Origin of the sequence: Amycolatopsis sp. NPDC051128 (genome assembly GCF_040682715.1) — a bacterium.
GTDB lineage: Bacteria > Actinomycetota > Actinomycetes > Mycobacteriales > Pseudonocardiaceae > Amycolatopsis.
This window is the reverse complement of sequence record NZ_JBFBBN010000002.1, coordinates 280,310-298,936: the sequence shown is the minus strand read 5'-3', so window position 1 is coordinate 298,936 and position 18,627 is coordinate 280,310. Positions and strand designations below refer to the sequence as shown.

The following is an 18,627-nucleotide window of genomic DNA, read 5'->3' as shown; positions in this document are numbered from 1 at the left end:
CCACCACGAACGTCCGGTCCTTCACCGGGTCTCCTCGCTTCGCGCGTCCTGCGACCGGACCACCGCGACCGGGCACGGCGAATGCACGATCAGCGCCTGGCTGGTCGAGCCGAGCAGCATCCCGGTGAAGCCACCACGGCCCCGGCAGCCGACCACGATCAGCTGCGCGTGCTTCGCGTGCTCCAGCAACCTCCGGGCCGGGCGCCCACGGGTCACGTCGAGGTCGATCGTCAGGCTGGGGAACTTGTCCTGCCAGGCGCTCACCTGATCGGTGAGCCTGGCGCGTTCGGCCTGTTCGATCTCGGCGTCGTTCGAGGCGTGCACCACGGTCAGCGGGACGCCTCGCAGCCGTGCCTGTTCACACGCGAACGCCAGTGCGCCGTCACTGTCGGACGATCCATCCGCGCCGGCGATCACCGGGCCCGTGAGCGGCGGCGGATCCTGCGGCCGCCGGCCACGCACCACCACGATCGGGCAGCACGCGTGAGCGACCACGGAAACGGCCGTGGAGCCGACGAGCATCCCGGTGAAGCCGCCGAGCCCGCGGGACCCGAGCACCACCAGTTCCGCGTGCCGTGACTCCTGGACGAGGGCCGCGACCGGGCTCCATTCCCGCGCGGCGGTACCGATTTCGAGGCCGGGAGACTCCGCGAGCACGGCTGTCCGCGCCTCGGCCAGCCAGCCTTCGGCACGCTCGGTCAGCCCGGCACGCACCTGTTCGTGGGTTCCGACCGCGATCGGGACGTGCACCTGCGGCAACGCGTAGACCTGCACCAGACGCAGCGGACGTCCCCACCGGAGCGCTTCGGCGCCCGCCCAGACCGCCGCGCGTACCGCGGAGCCCGAGCCGTCGATGCCGGCGACGACGGCGCCGTGCGGTGTCCGAGCCGTCTCCTGGCCGTCGAGAGGCGCCGGCCAGACGCGGCCCTGATGCCCGGGTGGCGACATCACGACGCGCTTCCGGCCACGGCCGTGGCGGTCAGTGTCGCGCCGATCTCGTGGCCCCAGGCCCGGACCAGCGCCCGGTCGGCCGTCCGGTCGAACACCCGGTGGTCGCGGGCCGCCAGCTGCCGGCCGAGTTCGCGGGCGGGCTCGTCCGCCTCGCCCGCCGGACCGCTGGAAAACAGCCAGAGGGGAAGACCTCGCAGGTCGTCCGAGAAGGATCTCGCGAAATTCCGGGCCGGCTCGAGCCACTGTCCCAGGTAGCGGGCGCTGCCGAGGACCACCGCGTCGAAGCCGTCGAGTGAGGAGATGAGCCCGACGTCGCGCACCTCGACCTCGGGCGCCACTTCGGCGCCGGTCAGCGCGGAGCCGAGCGCCGTGGCGAGGTGCTCGGCGATTTCCCGGGTGGCGCCGTGCCGGGTGGCCACCGCGACGAGGATTCTCATCTTCCCAGCCTCATCCGGCCGCGGCGCAGGCAGCAGAGTCCGACGACCTCGCCGGTCCGGCGAAAGTCACCGAGGCCTGCTCAATGGACGACGGCGACCGGGCAGGTGGCGTGCGCGAGCAGGTCGTTGCCCGTCGACCCCAGCAAACCACCGGCGACCGGGCCGCGGCCCCGGCTGCCGACCACGATCAGCTGGGCGTCGGGGGCGACCGCCATGAGCGCACGAGCCGGCTCACGGTCGTCGACGACCCGCGTCGTGATCTCCAGCTCCGGATGCTTCCGCGTCCAGCCGGTGACCAGTTCCTCGATCTCGCGCCGGTCCTCGGCCCGCTGGTCGGCGAAAGCGGGTTCGATGCTGGGTGTTCGCCGGTGGCCGGCGTGCGTCACGACCAGCGGTACGCCCCGCGCGGCCGCCGCGTCGGCCGCGAAGTGCAGCGCTTCCTCGCTCGCCGGTGAGGAGTCCACGCCGACCACGACCGGGCCCCTCGGGTCGGCCTGGCCGCGGAAGACGACCACCGGGCACCGCGCGGCCGCGGCGACCCTGAGCGCGACCGAACCGACCAGGGCGCCTCGCAGGCCGCCGAGGTCGTGCGAGCCGAGCACGATCAGGCGCGCGTGGGCGGACTCCGCGAGCAGCAGGTCGACCGCGAGCCCGAGCCGCACCTGGATTTCGACTTCGAGCCCCGGCGCCGCGGTGCGGGCGATCTTCGCCGCGTGGCGCAGCGGCCGGTCCACGTGTTCGGGCAGGGTTTCGGAGCCGGCCGGATCGACCACGCACGCGTGGAACAACCGCAGGGACGTGTCGCGTCGAGCCGCCTCCTGAGCTGCCCACCGGACCGCGCGCAGCGAGCCTTCCGAAGCGTCCACCCCGACGATCACCGTGGCCTGCGCGCTTCCGGCCATCGCCGCCTCCTGCTCCTCCGGCGCCGCCCGGACGGCGACCCCGGCCAGCATGTCCGACGGCGCCTCCGCGCGTCAGAGCACGAAGACCCTTTGCCCGGGGACCAAATCCGGGGAGGCATCCCGGCGAGTTCGTCGAGCACGCTGGACAAGCCCGCAGGAGGGCCCGATCGCGTACGCTGTGCGGCGAGTGCCCCGGACCACGGCGCGACGACAGCCGACCCAGGGACTCGCCATGGCACCCGTCGACCTCGCGGGGATCGCCGAGCAAAGTCGCTTTGCGCCGCATCCGGGCGGCCTCACCACGCGGCTTGGTGTCGCGAATGACTCATTCGGAACCAAGGAGCCCCACGCAGCCACCCCTCCGCGACCGGATGCCCCGATACCCGTCGCGCGGCTGCCGCGCGACCTCCGCCCCACCCCCGAAGGGCTGACTTCGCCCGCGAGGGGTGTCCGATGAGAGTGCTCACGGTGAACCCGGGCTCGTCGAGCGTCAAGCTGTCGGTCGTCGACGACGGGCTGGAGGTCGACCTGGCCACGGTCGGGGCCGCGTCCGCCGCCCAGGCCCGGCAGCCGCTGGCCGACCTGGTGGTCCGCCGGCACCCGATCGACGCGGCCGGCGTGCGGTTCGTGCACGGCGGCCTGAGCACCGAGCCGGTCCCGCTGGACCACGCGGAGACCGCGCGGCTGACCGCCTTGACTCCGCTGGCGCCGTTGCACCAGCCGTTGTCGCTGGAACTGGCCGCGGTGGTCGCCGAGATCGTGCCGGGGCCGGTGTACGCGTGCTTCGACACCGCTTTCCACGCCCAGATGCCGGAAGCCGCGGCGCGCTACGCGCTGCCGAAGAGCTGGGTTCGCGAGCACGAACTGCGGCGCTACGGCTTCCACGGGCTCTCCTGCGCGTCCGCCCTGCGCCGCACGGCCGAGCTGCTCGGCCGGGACCAGGCCGAGCTGCGGCTGGTCTGCTGCCACATCGGGGCCGGCGTTTCGGTGACCGCCGTCCGTGATGGCCACGGTGTCGACACGTCGATGGGCTTCACCCCGCTGGAAGGGGCGGTCATGGCCACCCGCTCCGGCAGCGTCGACCCGGGTCTGCTGCTGTACCTGCTGCGATCCGGCGTCACCGACGTGGCGGGTCTCGACGACGCGCTCGACCGCGGGAGCGGCCTCGCCGGGATGACCGGCACCGGCGGAGATGTGCGGGACGTGCTGGCCGCGCGGGATCGCGGCGACCCGGACGCCCGCACCGCGATCGAGGTCTACCTGCACCGGTTGCGCCGGGAGATCGGCGCGATGGCGGCGTCTCTGGACCGCCTGGACGCGCTGGTGTTCACCGGCGGCGTCGCGGAACACCAGCCGGCCCTGCTGGCCGAACTCTGCGGACGGCTGGGGATCTTCGGGGTCGAGGTCGATTCCGGGCGCCTGGCCGCCGAAGGCGACCGGGAGGTCGGCCGGGCGCACGAGGCCGTGCGGGTGCTGGTCGTGTCCGCGCGGGAGGGCCTCGAGATCGCCCGGCAGACGACCTTGGCGATGGCCGCCCGGACCGTGGGTGCCGGAGGACCTCGCGATCGGTGACGAACGACAGCAGCGCGCCCCCGGCCACACCCCTAGCGTGAAGACCGACGGAAGAGGACTTCGATGCAAGCACGCGACATCATGAGCAGCCCCGTCGTCACCGTGACACCGGACATGACGGTGAAGTACGCCGCGAACCTGCTGGCCGCCCACGGCTTCACCGCGCTCCCGGTCCTCGACGCCGACGGCCGGCTCATCGGCGTGGTGACCGAGGCGGACCTCGTGCGGGACCGGTTCCCGCGCGACGCCCGCTACCACCCGGGCGAAGACACCGCGCCGGACAAGCCGTCCGATCCGCCGTCCGGGACCGTCGGTGGGGTGATGACCACGCCGGCCGTCGGGATGGGCGCAGGCACCGACGTGGTCGACCTGGTGCGGGTCCTGCTCGACGACCGGATCCGCAGCATGCCGATCGTCGACGGCGCCCACGTCGTCGGCGTCGTCACCCGGCGCGACCTCGTCCGGGCGCTCGCCCGCGACGACGCGGTCATCTCGGCGGACGTCCGCCACCAGCTGTCGATCTACGGCGGGCCGCGACGCTGGACCGTCGAGGTGCACGACGGCGCGGTCGAGGTCGTGGACGCGTTCGACGACGAGACCGACCGGCACGTCGCGACCGTGCTGGCGGAGGCAGTGCCCGGGGTCACCGCGGTCCGCGTGACCGGCACGAGCCCGGCCGGCTGACCGGCCGGCCCGATCGTCTCTGGAAGGCCACCCCGCGATGCAGCAGTCCACGACCCTGACCGGCACGATGACCACGACTTCGCCGTACGACGAGCACGACCGGGACCTGGACCTGAGGTGGTGGGCCGCGGCGAATTACCTGACCGTCGCCCAGATCTACCTGCAGGACAACCCGTTGCTGCGCGAGCCGCTCTCGGTGGAGGACATCAAGCCGCGCCTGCTCGGGCACTGGGGCACCAGCCCGGGGCTGTCCCTGATCTACACCCTGCTCAACCGGCTCATCCGCGACACCGGCACCGACTGCCTCTACGTCGCCGGACCCGGCCACGGCGGACCGGCCCTGCTCGCGAACGCCTACCTCGAGGGCACGTACGGCGAGGTCTATCCCGCCGTCTCCGCCGACGTCGCCGGGCTGACCAGGCTGGTGCGGCAGTTCTCCACACCCGGTGGTGTGCCGAGCCACGTCGGCGTCCAGACGCCCGGGAGCATCCACGAGGGCGGCGAACTCGGCTACGCCCTCGCCCACGCCGCGGGCGCCGCCTTCGACCACCCGGATCTCCTCGTGGCCTGCGTGGTCGGGGACGGTGAGGCGGAGACCGGGCCGCTGGCGGCGTCCTGGAAGATCCCCGCGTTCCTCAATGCCCGCCGCGACGGCGCCGTGTTGCCGATCCTGCACCTCAACGGGTACAAGATCGCCGGACCCACCGTGCTCGGCCGGGCCGACGACACCGACGTGCTCGGGCTGCTCACCGCGCAGGGCTGGGACCCGGTCCTCGTGGCCGGGGACGACCCCGCCGCGGTGTTCACCGAACTGCACCACGCCCTCGCCGCCGCCCACGACCGGATCCGCGACAACCAGCGGCACGCGCGCGCCGGCACGGCCGAGCCGTTCCGGCCGGTCCGCTGGCCCGCCATCGTCCTGCGCACCCCGAAGGGCTGGACCGGCCCGGACGTCGTCGACGACGCCGTCGTCGAAGGCACGTTCCGGGCGCACCAGGTCCCCCTGACCCAGGTCCGGGAGAACGTCGGGCATTTCCGGCTGCTGGAGCGGTGGTTGCGGTCCTACGCCCCGGAGACCCTGTTCGACGCCACCGGCCGGCTCGTCCCGGAGCTGGCCGCGCTCGCCCCTGAGGGGGACAAGCGGATGTCCGCCGGCCCGTACGCCAACGGCGGCCGGCTGCTGGAACAGCTCGACATCCCCGCACTGGCACCGTACGCGGTCGCCGTGCCGGCGCCCGGTGTCGTGCACCACGGCAACACCCGTCCGTTCGGTGAGCTGCTGCGCGACGTCTACCGCGCCAGTACGCGGAAATCCGACGGCGGCGGCACGTTCCGGTTGTTCTGCCCGGACGAAACGGCCAGCAACCGGCTCGGCGCCGTCTTCGAGGCCACCGACCGCTGCCTGCAGGCGCCGATCCTCACCACCGACGACCACGTCTCACCCGAAGGCCGGGTCATGGAGGTGCTCTCGGAACACCTGTGCCAAGGCTGGCTGGAGGGTTACCTGCTGTCGGGCCGGCACGGCGTGTTCGCGACCTACGAAGCGTTCGCGATGGTCTCGGCTTCCATGCTGATCCAGCACGCCAAATGGCTGCAGCACGCGGTGGACCTGCCGTGGCGGCGTCCGGTCGCGTCGCTCAACGTGCTGCTCACCTCGACCTGCTGGCGTAACGACAACAACGGTTTCTCGCACCAGGGACCGGGCCTGATCGACATCGCCGTCCCGCTCGCGCCCGGTGTCGTGCGCGTCTGGTTCCCGCCGGACGCCAACACCACCCTGTCGATCGCGGATCACTGCCTCCGCAGCCGCGACCACGTCAACCTGATCGTCGCCGACAAGCAGGAGCACCTGCAGTACCTGGACCTCGAGGAAGCGGCCGCCCACTGCGCCGCCGGAGCGTCCACATGGGACTGGGCCGGCACCGAGACGACCGACGGCGAACCCGACATCGTGCTCGCCGCCGCCGGCGACGTGCCGACACTGGAGATCCTGGCCGCCGCCCGGCTGCTGCGCGACTACGTCCCGTACCTGCGGGTGCGGGTGGTCAACGTGGTCGACCTGATGGGTCTGCTCCCGCCCGACGACCACCCGCACGGGTTCGGCGAGCGGAAGTTCGAGCGGCTGTTCACCGCCACCGCCGACGTCGTCTTCGCCTTCCACGGCTACCCACGGGCCGTGCACCAGCTGCTGCACGGCCGCCCGGGCCCCGGCCGGTTCCACGTCCGCGGGTACACCGAGCAGGGCACCACCACCACGCCGTTCGACATGGTCGTGCTCAACCGGATGAGCCGCTACCACCTCGTCCTCGAAGCACTGCGCAGGTCCGCCCGGGTGCCCGAAGGCGGGGCGGCGCTGGCCGAGCACTGCCACGCCATGCTGGTCCGCCACCACGGCTACATCCGCGAACACTTCGAGGACATGCCGGAAATCCGCGGCTGGACCTGGGCCGGCTGACCGGTTCAGCGAACCTCCGACGGCGCACGCGTCGCCCTGGAGCGCACATTTGCCTGTCAGGACACGAAGTTGGGCTGAATGATCAGGCTCATCGGCGCCGGCACGCGGTATGCTCGGGAGGACAACGCCGAAGTGCCCAGCCCCCGCTCTGCGACGACCGACAGCCGATGACCGGACGTCCCTATCGGGCCCGTGCAATGTCCGATGCGGCGAGCCGGACGGCGACGTCTGGAGCGAACCCATGAAACTCAGCACGCTGGCCACCCGCCGCCGTCACGGCCTCGCATCGGAATCGTTGGTATTGCTCATGTTCGGCCCGCACGGGACACCGGCGCTCCCGTCCGGGCTGAAGCTGTCGGAGGAGCTGATCGGCCGCACCGCGATCCTGGCTCTGGACGGCGAGTTCGACCTGCGCACCGCGCCCGAGGTCGACCGCGCCCTCGACCTGATCCTGCGCCGGGCCCCGCGGCGGCTCGTGGTGGACCTTTCGGAGGTCTGCTTCCTGAATTCGGCGGGGCTCGAGGTGCTGCTCGCCTGCCACCGGCGCGCCGCCCCGCGGACCGACCTGCGCGTCGTGGCGACGACGCGATCGACGTGGCGGCCGCTGCAAATCGCCCGGCTGCACGAAACCCTGGTCATCCACACCTCGCGCGCGGCCGCCGTCGCCGCCCCGGTGTCCAGGGAGCAGCGCGCTTTGTCGCCATGATCGTCGTCAGTTCCGGGCACGCTCGCCGAAGCCGGGTGGGTGGGCGTCGACGATGTCGGTCGCCCGGACCAGGGTGGCCTGCTCATCGGAGGCCGCCCCCGGTGGGCGGACGGGCACCCAGGTGGTGCTGGTGTGCTCGTCGCGCAGACTGTGCCCCGCGACAGTCCCGACGTGCTCGCGCCACATCGGCGCCGAACACGACGCCGGACCGGTCCGACCGACGCGGCTGCGGTAGCGGACGAGCCAGCCGGGTGGGTAACCACCGCTGCGACGCGCGGGCCAAGCCCGGTGCGGGTTACCCGTCTGGCCTGACACTTGCCGATCGGTCTGCTCGCCATCCACCGGCGCCCGCCTTCGCTCGCGGTGCACCGGGGTGCACGTCGTCGGTCGCCGGGGTCCGGGGCTCGGTTTGCCAGCCTAGGACGGGCAGCGCCGGGAGCGGTTCACCCAGGCGAGTGGTTTCCCCGCGAGCCGGCCGGCGAGCCTTGCTGTCGGCCGCGAACGTGACCTGAACCGTCGCGGTCCCGAAGCGGAGCCGGCTCGGTTCCAGCCCCACGACCGGGACCGGTGCGGGCTCCACCGCGACCTCGTTCTCCCTGGCCGCGGGGCTATAGTGAAGACGACGCCCCAGACCTCGGCGGTCGTGGTTTCCGTGGCGCGGGCCCTCCGGCTCGGCGCCCGACCGGACGGCGAGGCGCACGGTGTCGGCACGCGTGGCAGGAACGCTCCTGATTGTCCCGGGCTGTGTCCTGGCCATGATCGGTGCGAGGAACACCTCCGTGGACGCCCTGATCGGCTGGAGCCTGGTGGGCGCGAACGTGGGGGCTCTCGTCGCCATCGGCGCTCCCCGGCTGCGGCGTGGGCGACCGGTCGGGGTGAGCAGGCCCGATATGCCGGCGGGCGTTGTCGCCGCGGCGGCGTTCGTCGCGGCCTACCTGGTGATCGCCGGGCTGCTGGCCGCGTTGGGCGGCGGCCTCACCGCGGCCGTCCTGATCCTGCTCGCCGTTGCCGGGCTGCGAGCCGGGCATCGCGACCGGACGGGGCTCCGGGACGCGCCGCCCGCCGCGCCGAAACCGTACGACGTCCTGACCTCGGCCACACTGCCGGCGCCATCCGTGGCGGTGGCCGACATGGCGACCGAGGATCTGTGCGTGGCTTGGCGGCGCAGCTACTTCCTCCTGTTCATCACCGCCGACGACTCGGCGCACCAGGTCGTCGTCCAGCGACGGCAGGACTTCCTCGACGAGATCGAACGCCGGGATCCCCGCGGGTTCCTCCGCTGGCTCGACAGCGGCGCGAAGGCCGGCAGCGATCCGGCTCCGTACCTCACCGCCCGAGGCTGACCGAGCGGGGAAGGGACATCATGACCATGGTCGACGGCGGGCTCCTCACAACGGGCGCTGACCGCGCTGCGCCGGCACATCACCGCCGCGCCGGTGTCGTGATGCCGGGCGCCAGGCGGGGGGCGTGGGTACGATCTGGGCGCGTGGCCGCGGCTGCGGTGCTGATCCGGGCTTGGTCGTGTCCGAGTTGCGGTGGCGATGACGGGTGCCTGCTCGGAGGGGACCGGAGGGTGGATCGGGTGGCCGGCGGGTGGTGGGTGCGTGGTGGCTGAGGTCGAGGTCCTGCGTGCGAGTGTGCTGGCCGCGTTGGTGGAGGGTGGGGCCGGTAGCGGGGTTGATGTTGTCGGCCGGGTGTGCCGGGCGTGTGTGCGTCTGTTGCCGGTGGATGGTGCGGCGGTGTCGATGATGGTCGATGCCGGGCATCGCGAGGTTGTCTACGCGAGTGACGCGGTGAGTTCGGCGTTGGCGGAGTTGCAGTTTTCCCTTGGCGAGGGGCCGTGTTTCGAGGCCTATGTCGCGGGTGGGCCGGTGTTGGTGCCGGATCTGGTGGCTGGGCCGCCGGCGGGGTGGCCGGTGTTCGCTGCTGAGGCGGTGGTGCATCCGGTGGCGGCGTTGTTCACGTTTCCGGTGCAGATCGGGGCGGTGCGGGTGGCGACGTTGGATACCTATCGGGGGACGCCTGGTTCGTTGCGGCCTGGTGAGTTGTCGATGGCGTTGCAGGTGGCCGACGTCGCCGCGCTGGCGTTGTCGGGACTGCGGACCGGCGGTGACCACTGGCTGGATGGGGACGGGCGGTGGATGGAGGGTGCGGGGATGCGGTACCGGGAGGTGCATCAGGCCACCGGGATGTTGATCGCGTACCTGGATTTGCCTGCTTCGGCTGCGTTGGCGCGGTTGCGGGCGTATGCGTTCGGGCACGGACGTCCGCTGCTCGAGATTGCGGGCGATGTCGTGGCCGGGCGGCTGCGATTGGACGAGGAGTTCGGTGAGGGTCACGATGCAGGCAGCTGAGGTACGAGGAGATGGTGGGCATGGCCGACCGTGAGCGACAGGTGACCCGGGCGTTCGTCGCGTTGGCGGACACGTTGGTCGATGACTACGACGTCGCTGATCTGCTGCACACGCTGGTGAAGCAGTGTGTGGAGCTGCTCGACATCGAGGCGGCCGGGCTGACCCTGGTCGACGAGCGGGGCGGGCTGCAGGTGCTGGCCTCTTCCACCGAGCAGGCGCGCCTGATCGAGCTGTTCCAGCTCGACACCGAAGAGGGCCCGTGCGTCGATTGCTTCACCTCCAGCACCCCGGTGCTGGTGGCCGACATCGCGGCGGAGGCGGGGCGGTGGCCGCGGTTCGCCGCTGAGGCGGCCAGTGACGGGTTCGCGTCGGTGCATGCGTTGCCGTTGCGGTTGCGTAGGCAGACGATCGGGGCGCTGAACCTGTTCGGGCACACGGCGGGTGAGTTGTCGGCTGATGATGTGGCGTTGGCGCAGGGGCTGGCCGACACCGCGACCATCGGGATTCTTCATGAGCGAGCCTTCCGCAAGGGGGAGATCCTGTCCGAGCAGTTGCAGACGGCGTTGAACAGCCGGGTGATCATCGAGCAGGCCAAGGGTGTGCTCGCTGTCAGTGGGCAGTTGAGCATGGACGCGGCTTTCACGGCGTTGCGTGGTTATGCCCGGCGGACCAACCGGCGGCTCAGCGACGTGGCTCGTGCCTTGGCCGAGCGTGAACTCGTGCCCGCGGTCGTACTGGCCCCGGCGGCGGCGATCCATCGGAGCTGACCGGGCAGGCCGGTTTCAGCGCAGATCGTTGACCTCGACTGACAAATGTGGCGACGACACCGTCCAGCTCAGCAACTCGTCGACCTTCACGTCGCCCATTGCGCGAACGGCCTCAGCCGGACGGAAATGGACAGCCGTTCCCGTGGATCCGTCCGCGGTGATCGGGATCAGATCTGTCACCGGCAGTGCGTTCTCGTAGCGTTGGGTCCAGGAACCGTTGTCTCGCCTGTTGGTGTGCACCAGCCACTCGCTGAGCGCGGCCACCACCGAGATCCCTCTGCGCGGGTGGCCGTCCGGCAGACACGGCGTGTCGGGCGCGTCGAAGAATCGGAGATCCCTCGACACCATGACCGGCTTCTTGACGACCTGTCCCTGCCGGTCGACCACGGTGGCGGTTCCCCTCCCGCCGTCCGACACCGCTATCGACCCGTCGGCGTGCAGCGTGATCGAACACCGCCCGCCACTGTTGGCCTCGGCCTCCTCCTCGGCGTAAGCGACGACCTCGAGGATCAGATGTGCCGCCCCGCCCGGGGCGAACAGCGCCGGCGCTTCGCGGATGCGCTCAAGGTGGTCGACGTCCACCTGGCTCGTCCAGTCATGTGTCGTGGTGCGTCCCGGATTCCTTGCCTGGTCCATCCGGCAAGCATTCCAGGCTGGTCCATCGATGAGTTCTCCAGTGTTCAGCGGAAAGCACCGCGTTGCTTGCCGGCGCCGTTGTCAGGTGCTTCTGCTGAGCAGATCGAGGTTTTCCGCCGCCTGCTCGTCGCCGTGCTCGGCGGCCCTGCCGTACCAGGTGATCGCCGTGTCGCGCTCGTCGAGGAAGTCGTAGATGTCCCCCAGCAGGCTCATGGCGTCGACCTCGCCCAGATCGGCGGCGCGAAGTAGCCACGGCAGCGCTTCCTCGTCGTTCTCCTGAACGTGCCAGAGAAAGGATCCCAGTTCGGCGAGCGCTCGAGGCAGACCGTGCTCGGCCGCACCGAGCAGCAGGTTCTCGATCTCCTGCTCCGCTTCGGTGTTGTCGTCGGCGTACGGGTCCAGTTCGGCCTCCAGGCGCAGGGCCAGTGCCAGCATCGCGTCCGGCGCGCCGGCCGCCGCCTGCGCACGAAGATCGTCCACCCCTACCTCCTGCTCGCGGGCCGGGCACGAGGCTAGATCATCGGTCACCTGCGGTCGTCGCCGAGCCGCGAGTTTCTCAAGCGGTCCCCGGCCTGCCGGTGCGCGACCGGGCGGGTGATAATCGGCCGGTGATCATCGTCGCCACCCGTCAGATGGGGGAGTGGGCCGCGGAAATCCGGGACGACGAGGTGGTCTTCCGGTTCGCTCCGCCGGCCGAGGACCCGGACGCCGCCGTCGAGCTGCCGCGCGTGTGGCCGGGCCGCGGGCTCGGCGTGCTCGAAAGCGCCCTCCCCGGCCTGCGGGCGGCGCTGGGCGAGGTGATGAAGACACCCAGGTACTGGCGTGGCCGCGCGGCGAACCGGCCCGGGCCGGGCTGGCAGGCACCGACGCGGGATCCCGAGGACGGTTTCGTCTACCTGGCCGGCCCCGCCGAAGCCAGGAGCACATCAGCTGGGTACCAGGCCGTCCCCTCCTTCACAGTCGCCCTGGCGGACATCCGCGACCTGCGCATTCGCGTGACCGCCTACCTGGCGTCCTGACGCCGGCGCCGGACGCGGCCGGCGCGTTCGGACAGGGGTGCGGGGCGGTCGGCGAGCGGGCCGCCTTCGCGGAGCAGGTGTCCCAGGGCGGCAAGGGGCTCGGGCACCAGGCTGTACCAGCTCCAGGTGCCACGGCGTTCGCGCGTGAGGATGCCGGCGGTGACGAGGACCCGCAGGTGGTGGCTCAGTGAGGGCTGGGGCATGTCGAAGTCCTCGGCGAGGTCGCAGAAGCACGCCTCGCCACCGGGTGAGTGCCGGATCAGGGACACGAGCCGGATCCGTACCGGGTCGGACAGCGCCTTGAACAGCTTCGCGGCCGTCTCGGCCTCGGTGCCGGAGACGACGGCGGCGGGCTCGGCGAGCAGGAGGGTCACCGCGACCGGTTTCGAGCGGACGTGACCGTTGTGCGCGGCCATGGCTCCTCCTCGGTGGTCGGCGGTGTCGATCGTACCTCAGCTGAATTGACAAGAGTCGATCCAAGCGTCTTCAATCGCATCGGCGGACTTCGATCCAGCCGCTCGGCAGCCGACCTGACACCGAAAGGACCGTCCATGTCCCGCACTCCCGAGGTGCTGTTCGTCTGCGTGCACAACGCCGGCCGCTCCCAGCTGGCCGCCGCGCTGCTGCAGCACTACGCGCTCGGCCGGATCGCGGTGCGGTCGGCCGGGTCCGAGCCCGCCGGGAAGGTCAACCCCGCCGCGGCACAGGCGCTCGCCGAGTGGGGCCTGGACATCACCGCCGAGGTGCCGAGCAAGCTGTCCGCCGAGGACGTCGAGGCCTCCGACGTCGTGATCACGATGGGCTGCGGCGACACCTGCCCGGTCTTCCCGGGCAAGCGGTACCTCGACTGGCCCCTCGAAGACCCGGCCGGGCAGGGCGTGGACGCGGTCCGCCCGATCCGCGACGAGATCGACCGCCGCGTCCGCGGCCTCGTCGCCGAACTCCTCGACAACTGAACATCCCGAACCAGGAGGCCCGGTCCGTGACCCAGACCGCTGACGCCGACGTTCTGCACCGACTGTCCTTCTTGGACCGGTTCCTGCCCGTCTGGATCATCGCCGCGATGGCCGTGGGCCTGCTGCTCGGCAGCGTGGTTCCCGGTCTGCAGGGCGTGCTCGAGGCCGTCAAGATCGGGCAGGTGTCGCTGCCGATCGCGCTCGGGCTGCTGCTGATGATGTACCCGGTGCTGGCCAAAGTCCGCTACGACAAGCTGGACACCGTCACCCGCGACCGGCGCACCATGGTCCTGTCGCTGGTCCTGAACTGGATCCTCGGCCCTACCTTGATGTTCGCGCTCGCGTGGCTGCTGCTGCCGGACCTGCCGGACTACCGGACCGGGCTGATCATCGTCGGGCTCGCCCGCTGCATCGCCATGGTGATCATCTGGAACGACCTCGCCTGCGGCGACCGGGAAGCCGCCGCCGTGCTCGTCGCGCTCAACTCCGTGTTCCAGGTGATCATGTTCGGCGTGCTGGGCTGGTTCTACCTGGATCTGCTGCCCGGCCGGCTCGGCCTCGACACGACAAGCGTCTCCTTCTCGCCGTGGGAAATCGCCCTGAGCGTCGTGATCTTCCTTGGGATTCCGCTCGCCGCCGGTTACCTGTCCCGGCGGGCCGGAGAGCGTGGCAAGGGCCGCGACTGGTACGAGGGCAAGTTCCTGCCGAAGATCGGCCCGATCGCGCTTTATGGGCTGCTGTTCACGATCGTCGTGCTGTTCGCGCTGCAGGGCGAGACGATCACCTCCCGGCCGCTGGACGTCGCGCGGATCGCGTTGCCGCTGCTGGCCTACTTCGCGATCATGTGGGGCGGCGGCTACCTGCTCGGCAAGGCCTCCGGATTGTCGTACGCGCGGACCACGACGCTCGCGTTCACCGCGGCGGGCAACAACTTCGAACTCGCGATCGCGGTGGCGATCGGCGTGTTCGGCGTGACGTCCGGCCAGGCCCTCGCCGGTGTCGTGGGGCCGCTGATCGAGGTCCCGGCCCTGGTCGGGCTGGTTTACGTGAGCCTGTGGCTGCGCAAGAGGTGGGTCGAGAAGACCCCGAAGTACTAATCCGGCCAAAAGTAGGCCGACCCTCACGCGGCACGTAACTGTTGCTGCTAAGCCATTCGGCCGTGGCTGTGGTCGGATTAGTAACGATCGACACAGTGACCGTCCGCTGCGGGCGTCGTCAGCCGCTCTCCAGGCAGCGTCGCAGCCGGTCGAGGTCGGCGGTGATGCTTTGGCGGACCTTGCGAGCCATCAGCGCGGTGGCCCAGCCGAAGAAACGGCCGGGCGCTCCGGTGGCGTGGATGGTCACCAGGGTGCCGTCGGGGTGTGGTTCGAGTTCGTAGCGGACGGTCATGGGGAAGGGGCGATCGACCTTCAGTTCCACGAGCCGATCCGGTTCGTGGCGGGTGACCACGTAGCCGTAGGTGAAGGTGCGGCCGAGGAACCGTGCGGTCCGCTCGACGGTGGCGCCTTCGATCAGCGGGCCGGGCTGTGCGGGTGTGCTGGCGGTGATGCCGCCGGTCCAGCGCAGGTCGTTGGCGGGGTCGAACATGAACGCGGCGACCTCGGCGGGCGCGCGGCGCACCAGCTTGCGGGGGCTGACGTCGACCGCCATCGGCATCCTTTCGTCTCATCGAGTCTCGTTGAGACGGTGCCGGTCGAGCGTAGCCGCCGGACAGGGGTGGTGCGAGTCGACGGTGGCCGATTCCTTTCCGGGGTGGCCGGGATCTACCTGGCAGGAGGCGCGGGCCGCGCCTCCCGCCGGGCACGCCGAAAACGAAAGGCCGATCGCCGATGGACACTCCCGCGACCATGCGCGCGTTGCAGCAGACCTCCCTCAACGGCCCCCAGGACATGCGGCTGGTCACGGATGCCCCGGTGCCCGTTCCCGGTCGGGGCGGGGTCCTGATCCGCGTCGGCGCCGCCGGCGTCAACTTCGCCGACATCTCGAAGGCCCACGGCACGTTCCTGGATGGCCCGCGGCCGCCGTACGTGGCCGGTTTCGAGGCGGCAGGGGAAGTCGTGGCGGTGGGCGAGGCGGTGACCGGCCCGCGGCCGGGGGCCCGCGTCGTCGGCGTCGGAAACGGCGCTTTCGCCGAGTACATGCTGTTGCCCGCGGCGGCGGCGATGCCGGTGCCGGCCGGCTGGACGGAGCAGGAGGCGCTGGGCCTGGTCGTGAACCGGCCGACCGCGCTGGCCGCGCTCAAGCCGCTGGGCGGCCTCACCGCCGGGCAGACCGTGCTGGTCCACGCCGCGGCGGGGGCGACCGGCCAGGCCGCGGTCACGATGGCCAAGCACTACGGTGCGACGGTCATCGCGACCGCCTCGCCGGGCAAGCACGAGACCGTGCTCGCGCTGGGCGCCGACCACGTCCTGGACTCCCTTGGCGGCGATCTCGCCACCGAGGTCCTGCGGCTGACGGGTGGCGCCGGCGTCGATGTGGTGCTGGAGTCGGCGGGCGGCGCCACCTTCGAGGCCAGCTTGGCCGCGGCCAAGCGGGTCACCGGCCGGGTCGTCGTCTACGGCGTGGCGGGCGGGGAAGCCTCGATCTCCAACTGGGAGCTGGTGTACCAGCACCAAGTTCACGTCATCGGCCTCAACATCGGGACGCTGATCCAAGCCGCGCCGCGGATCTTCGGCGAGGTCATGGGCGAGCTGTCCGCGCTGATCACCGCCGGCGTGCTGACCCCCGGCCGGCCCACCGCGTACGACCTGGCCGACGGTCCGAAAGCGCTCGCGGAACTGGAAACCAGAGCCACCGTCGGAAAACTGGCCCTGCTGCCCTGAGAAACCCTTCGTACCGAGCCGGTGCCACCCCAGGTTCCCATGACAGGAGTCGAAACAGATGACCGTCGATCCAGCCGTCACGCCGAGGGCGCGATTCGTCGTGATGTACGACGAGCCCTCCGACATCGACGCGTTCGAGCGCCACTACAACGAGGTCCACATCCCGTTGGCGAAGCAGTATCCGGGCCTGCGCCGTTACACCCGCAGTCACGAGCCGGCAGCCGTGATCGGCGAGCCGTGCTACCTGGTCGTGATGCTGGACTGGGACGACCTGCCCGCGCTCGAAGCCGCGCTCGGGTCCGAGATCGGCCGGCGCACCGCCGAGGACGCCGCGGCGAACCTGGCCCGCTATACGACTTTCCGCGGCATGATCCTGCGGCTCGATGAGGTCTGATCGTCCGATGCCGCCTCCGCGAAAATGCCGCCGCACTAGGCTCGCGGCGTGACATCGGAGGTGCGGGCGCCGCGGGAGCAAGATCGGTTCGAGGCCGAGACGGCGCGGTTCCGGCGGGAGTTGCTGGCGCACTGCTACCGCCTGGCGGGCTCGGCGCACGACGCCGAGGATCTGGTGCAGGAGACGTACTTGCGGGCGTGGCGCTCCTACCCGGGATTCGAGCACCGCGCGTCGATCAGGTCCTGGCTCTACAAGATCGCCACCAACGTATGCCTGCGGGCGTTGGAGCCGCGCCGGATCCGGCTGCTGCCGTCGGGACTGGCCGGCCCGGGTGACGAACCCGGCCGCGTGCCGGGTCCGGTCGCGCCGGGCGAGGTCTCGTGGCTGGAACCGTTGCCGGACTCGTGGATCAGCCCGCCCGCCGATGATCCGGCGGCGGTGGTGGTCGCGCGCGAATCGGTGCGGCTGGCGCTCATCGCGAGCTTGCAGCACCTGCCCGCCCGGCAACGAGCGATCCTTCTCCTGCGCGAAGTGCTCGCGTTCTCCGCGGCCGAGACCGCGGAGATCCTCGACACCACCACCGCGGCGGTGAAGAGCGGTCTTCAGCGCGCTCGTGCCCGGCTGGACGAACTGGAGCCGGCGCCCGAGCACCTGCTCGAACCGACCGACCAGCGGGCGCGGGCGCTGCTCGACGGCTACATCGCGGCGTTCGAGGGCTCCGATGCCGCCTTGCTGGAGCAGGTGCTGCGCGCCGACGCCACCCTGGAGGCGACGCCGTTCCGCGGCTGGCAGGCCGGCCGGGCGATGTGCGTCCACGTGCTGGCCGCGTACGTGCTGGGTACGCCGGGCGATTGGCGGATGATCGCCACCACCGCCAACGGCCAGCCCGCGGCCGTCGTGTACCACCGGGACGCGCACGGCACGCTCCGAGCCGACGGCGCCGTGGTGCTGGCCCCCACCGCCACCGGCGTCGCCCGCGTGATCAAGTTCCACGATCCCGCGCTCGTCGCGACGTTCGGCTTCCCGGACGTGCTCGCGCACTGAGCCGCCGGCCGATCCCCGCTGAACGGGCTACGGGGGCGGGCCGACGTCGGAGGCTCCGGAGTGTTCAGAACGCGGTGTAGCCGCCGTCGACCGGGAGGACCGCTCCGGTGATGTAGGACGACTCCGGTGACGCGAGGAAGAGGATCGCGTCGGCGATCTCTTCGGGGCTGGCGAGCCGTCGGAGGGGGATCTGGTCCTCGCGTTGGCGGCGGTAGGCCTCGGGGTCGGGCCTGCGCCGGAACGACGCTTCGATGATCGGGGTGGCGGTCAGGCCCGGCGCGACGACGTTGACCCGGATGTCGCGCGGGGCCCATTCGATCGCCGCGCCCTTGGCGAGCATGATCAGGCCGCCCTTGGCGGCGGAGTACAGGACTTCCTCGGACTTGCCGACCATGCCGAGCCGTGAGCTGACGCAGACGAACGAGCCTCCCGCGGGCGGCATCAGCGGCGCGAAGTGCTTCATCACCAGGAACGCGCTGAGCAGATTGCTGTGGAGCACGTTCTTCGCGTCGTCGTAGGCCATCTCGGTGAGCGGGCCGCTGACCTGCAGGCCGTGGTTGAGGACGACGACGTCGACGGTGGCGAAGGACTCGGCGGCCTGGCGGGCCAGCCGCTCGACGAACGCTTCGTCATTGAGGTCTCCGGGGACGTACAGGTCGCCGGGCTCGGCGGTGTCGAGCCGCTCCCGGCGGCCGGTGAGGAGCAGCCGTGCGCCTTCGCGGCGGAACCGCGCGCTCACCGCCTCCCCGATTCCGCTGCCGGCGCCGGTCACGAGGGCGGTGACGTTCTCGAGTCTCATGTCAGGCATTCCTTCGGGGGATGGGCCGGGTCAGCTGAGGAATCCGCGGGCGTCGACCGGCCACCGCCGCGGTGACGTGCCCGCCCTGTCGGTGACGATCAGCTCATCGAAATTGATCACGACCGGGCA

22 protein-coding genes are annotated in these 18,627 nt (G+C 71.3%); 13 read left to right on the top strand and 9 right to left on the bottom strand.

Features of this window, described 5'->3' with window-relative positions; translation table 11 throughout:
* Nucleotides 1–21: 21 nt before the first annotated feature.
* From AB0M82_RS03555 to AB0M82_RS03545, 3 genes are all read right to left on the bottom strand, one after another.
* Entirely contained in the window at nt 22–951 is a 930-nt protein-coding gene (locus tag AB0M82_RS03555; RefSeq protein WP_364717350.1) for a universal stress protein, read from the bottom strand.
* Nucleotides 948–1,388 (bottom strand): flavodoxin domain-containing protein, encoded by a 441-nt coding sequence (locus AB0M82_RS03550; protein ID WP_364717348.1) that lies wholly within the window; start codon nt 1,386–1,388, stop codon nt 948–950. The genes AB0M82_RS03555 and AB0M82_RS03550 overlap by 4 nt, the downstream gene beginning before the upstream one ends.
* 80 nt (nt 1,389–1,468) lie before the next feature.
* Nucleotides 1,469–2,341, bottom strand: a complete 873-nt coding sequence (locus AB0M82_RS03545; RefSeq protein WP_364717346.1) for a universal stress protein — start codon at nt 2,339–2,341, stop codon at nt 1,469–1,471.
* A 402-nt stretch (nt 2,342–2,743) separates the two neighbouring features.
* On the opposite strand from AB0M82_RS03545, the gene AB0M82_RS03540 reads away from it, so the two are divergent.
* The 4 genes from AB0M82_RS03540 to AB0M82_RS03525 all read left to right on the top strand — a co-directional run bounded on the left by AB0M82_RS03540 (nt 2,744) and on the right by AB0M82_RS03525 (nt 7,707).
* A complete protein-coding gene (locus tag AB0M82_RS03540; RefSeq protein WP_364717344.1) occupies nt 2,744–3,862 on the top strand; it encodes an acetate kinase in 1,119 nt (372 codons plus the stop codon).
* A gap of 63 nt (nt 3,863–3,925) precedes the next feature.
* Nucleotides 3,926–4,546, top strand: a complete 621-nt coding sequence (locus AB0M82_RS03535) for a CBS domain-containing protein (RefSeq protein ID WP_364717342.1) — start codon at nt 3,926–3,928, stop codon at nt 4,544–4,546.
* 37 nt (nt 4,547–4,583) lie between these two features.
* Nucleotides 4,584–7,001 carry a phosphoketolase family protein gene (locus AB0M82_RS03530; protein WP_364717339.1) on the top strand — a complete coding sequence of 806 codons (2,418 nt, stop codon included), beginning with the start codon at nt 4,584–4,586 and terminating at the stop codon, nt 6,999–7,001.
* Between the two features lie 241 nt (nt 7,002–7,242).
* On the top strand, nt 7,243–7,707 hold the full coding sequence (locus AB0M82_RS03525; RefSeq protein ID WP_364717337.1) for an STAS domain-containing protein: 465 nt from the start codon (nt 7,243–7,245) through the stop codon (nt 7,705–7,707).
* A gap of 6 nt (nt 7,708–7,713) precedes the next feature.
* Here the strand turns inward: AB0M82_RS03525 and AB0M82_RS03520 are convergent, their stop codons facing one another.
* A complete protein-coding gene (locus AB0M82_RS03520) occupies nt 7,714–7,893 on the bottom strand; it encodes a hypothetical protein (protein ID WP_364717335.1) in 180 nt (59 codons plus the stop codon).
* A gap of 593 nt (nt 7,894–8,486) precedes the next feature.
* Here AB0M82_RS03520 and AB0M82_RS03515 point away from each other — a divergent pair.
* The 3 genes from AB0M82_RS03515 to AB0M82_RS03505 all read left to right on the top strand — a co-directional run bounded on the left by AB0M82_RS03515 (nt 8,487) and on the right by AB0M82_RS03505 (nt 10,828).
* Nucleotides 8,487–9,050 carry a hypothetical protein gene (locus tag AB0M82_RS03515; RefSeq protein ID WP_364717333.1) on the top strand — a complete coding sequence of 188 codons (564 nt, stop codon included), beginning with the start codon at nt 8,487–8,489 and terminating at the stop codon, nt 9,048–9,050.
* 264 nt (nt 9,051–9,314) lie between these two features.
* Nucleotides 9,315–10,061, top strand: coding sequence for a GAF domain-containing protein (locus tag AB0M82_RS03510; protein WP_364717331.1), 747 nt, complete (start codon nt 9,315–9,317; stop codon nt 10,059–10,061).
* 20 nt (nt 10,062–10,081) lie between these two features.
* The gene (locus tag AB0M82_RS03505; protein WP_364717329.1) at nt 10,082–10,828 is read left to right on the top strand and encodes a GAF and ANTAR domain-containing protein; all 747 of its coding nucleotides are present in this window, start codon (nt 10,082–10,084) and stop codon (nt 10,826–10,828) included.
* A 15-nt stretch (nt 10,829–10,843) separates the two neighbouring features.
* Here the strand turns inward: AB0M82_RS03505 and AB0M82_RS03500 are convergent, their stop codons facing one another.
* Entirely contained in the window at nt 10,844–11,464 is a 621-nt protein-coding gene (locus AB0M82_RS03500) for an ATP-binding protein (protein WP_364717327.1), read from the bottom strand.
* Nucleotides 11,465–11,545: 81 nt separating this feature from the next.
* Nucleotides 11,546–11,944 carry a hypothetical protein gene (locus tag AB0M82_RS03495; protein ID WP_364717325.1) on the bottom strand — a complete coding sequence of 133 codons (399 nt, stop codon included), beginning with the start codon at nt 11,942–11,944 and terminating at the stop codon, nt 11,546–11,548.
* Between the two features lie 128 nt (nt 11,945–12,072).
* Between AB0M82_RS03495 and AB0M82_RS03490 the strand changes: the two genes are divergently transcribed.
* Complete coding sequence (locus tag AB0M82_RS03490) at nt 12,073–12,483, top strand: hypothetical protein (RefSeq protein WP_364717322.1); 411 nt, start codon at nt 12,073–12,075, stop codon at nt 12,481–12,483.
* Here the strand turns inward: AB0M82_RS03490 and AB0M82_RS03485 are convergent.
* Nucleotides 12,468–12,899: a metalloregulator ArsR/SmtB family transcription factor gene (locus AB0M82_RS03485; protein WP_364717320.1), complete on the bottom strand. Its 432-nt coding sequence runs from the start codon at nt 12,897–12,899 to the stop codon at nt 12,468–12,470. The two genes, AB0M82_RS03490 and AB0M82_RS03485, sit on opposite strands and share 16 nt — an antisense overlap.
* 135 nt (nt 12,900–13,034) lie before the next feature.
* On the opposite strand from AB0M82_RS03485, the gene AB0M82_RS03480 reads away from it, so the two are divergent.
* Both AB0M82_RS03480 and arsB read left to right on the top strand, forming a co-directional pair.
* Complete coding sequence (locus tag AB0M82_RS03480; RefSeq protein ID WP_364717318.1) at nt 13,035–13,439, top strand: arsenate reductase ArsC; 405 nt, start codon at nt 13,035–13,037, stop codon at nt 13,437–13,439.
* Nucleotides 13,440–13,465: 26 nt separating this feature from the next.
* Nucleotides 13,466–14,536 carry an ACR3 family arsenite efflux transporter gene (arsB, locus tag AB0M82_RS03475; protein WP_364717317.1) on the top strand — a complete coding sequence of 357 codons (1,071 nt, stop codon included), beginning with the start codon at nt 13,466–13,468 and terminating at the stop codon, nt 14,534–14,536.
* 118 nt (nt 14,537–14,654) lie between these two features.
* Here arsB and AB0M82_RS03470 read toward each other — a convergent pair whose 3' ends face one another.
* On the bottom strand, nt 14,655–15,089 hold the full coding sequence (locus AB0M82_RS03470) for an SRPBCC family protein (RefSeq protein WP_364717316.1): 435 nt from the start codon (nt 15,087–15,089) through the stop codon (nt 14,655–14,657).
* 179 nt (nt 15,090–15,268) lie between these two features.
* Here AB0M82_RS03470 and AB0M82_RS03465 point away from each other — a divergent pair, with 179 nt between their 5' ends.
* From AB0M82_RS03465 to AB0M82_RS03455, 3 genes are read left to right on the top strand one after another with little or no spacing between them, the layout of a single operon-like run.
* Complete coding sequence (locus AB0M82_RS03465; protein ID WP_364717314.1) at nt 15,269–16,261, top strand: zinc-binding dehydrogenase; 993 nt, start codon at nt 15,269–15,271, stop codon at nt 16,259–16,261.
* 58 nt (nt 16,262–16,319) lie between these two features.
* Nucleotides 16,320–16,655 (top strand): EthD family reductase, encoded by a 336-nt coding sequence (locus tag AB0M82_RS03460; protein WP_364717313.1) that lies wholly within the window; start codon nt 16,320–16,322, stop codon nt 16,653–16,655.
* A 48-nt stretch (nt 16,656–16,703) separates the two neighbouring features.
* On the top strand, nt 16,704–17,699 hold the full coding sequence (locus tag AB0M82_RS03455; protein ID WP_364717312.1) for an RNA polymerase subunit sigma-70: 996 nt from the start codon (nt 16,704–16,706) through the stop codon (nt 17,697–17,699).
* A gap of 64 nt (nt 17,700–17,763) precedes the next feature.
* Here the strand turns inward: AB0M82_RS03455 and AB0M82_RS03450 are convergent, their stop codons facing one another.
* A complete protein-coding gene (locus AB0M82_RS03450; RefSeq protein ID WP_364717309.1) occupies nt 17,764–18,498 on the bottom strand; it encodes an SDR family NAD(P)-dependent oxidoreductase in 735 nt (244 codons plus the stop codon).
* Nucleotides 18,499–18,627 lie beyond the last annotated feature (129 nt).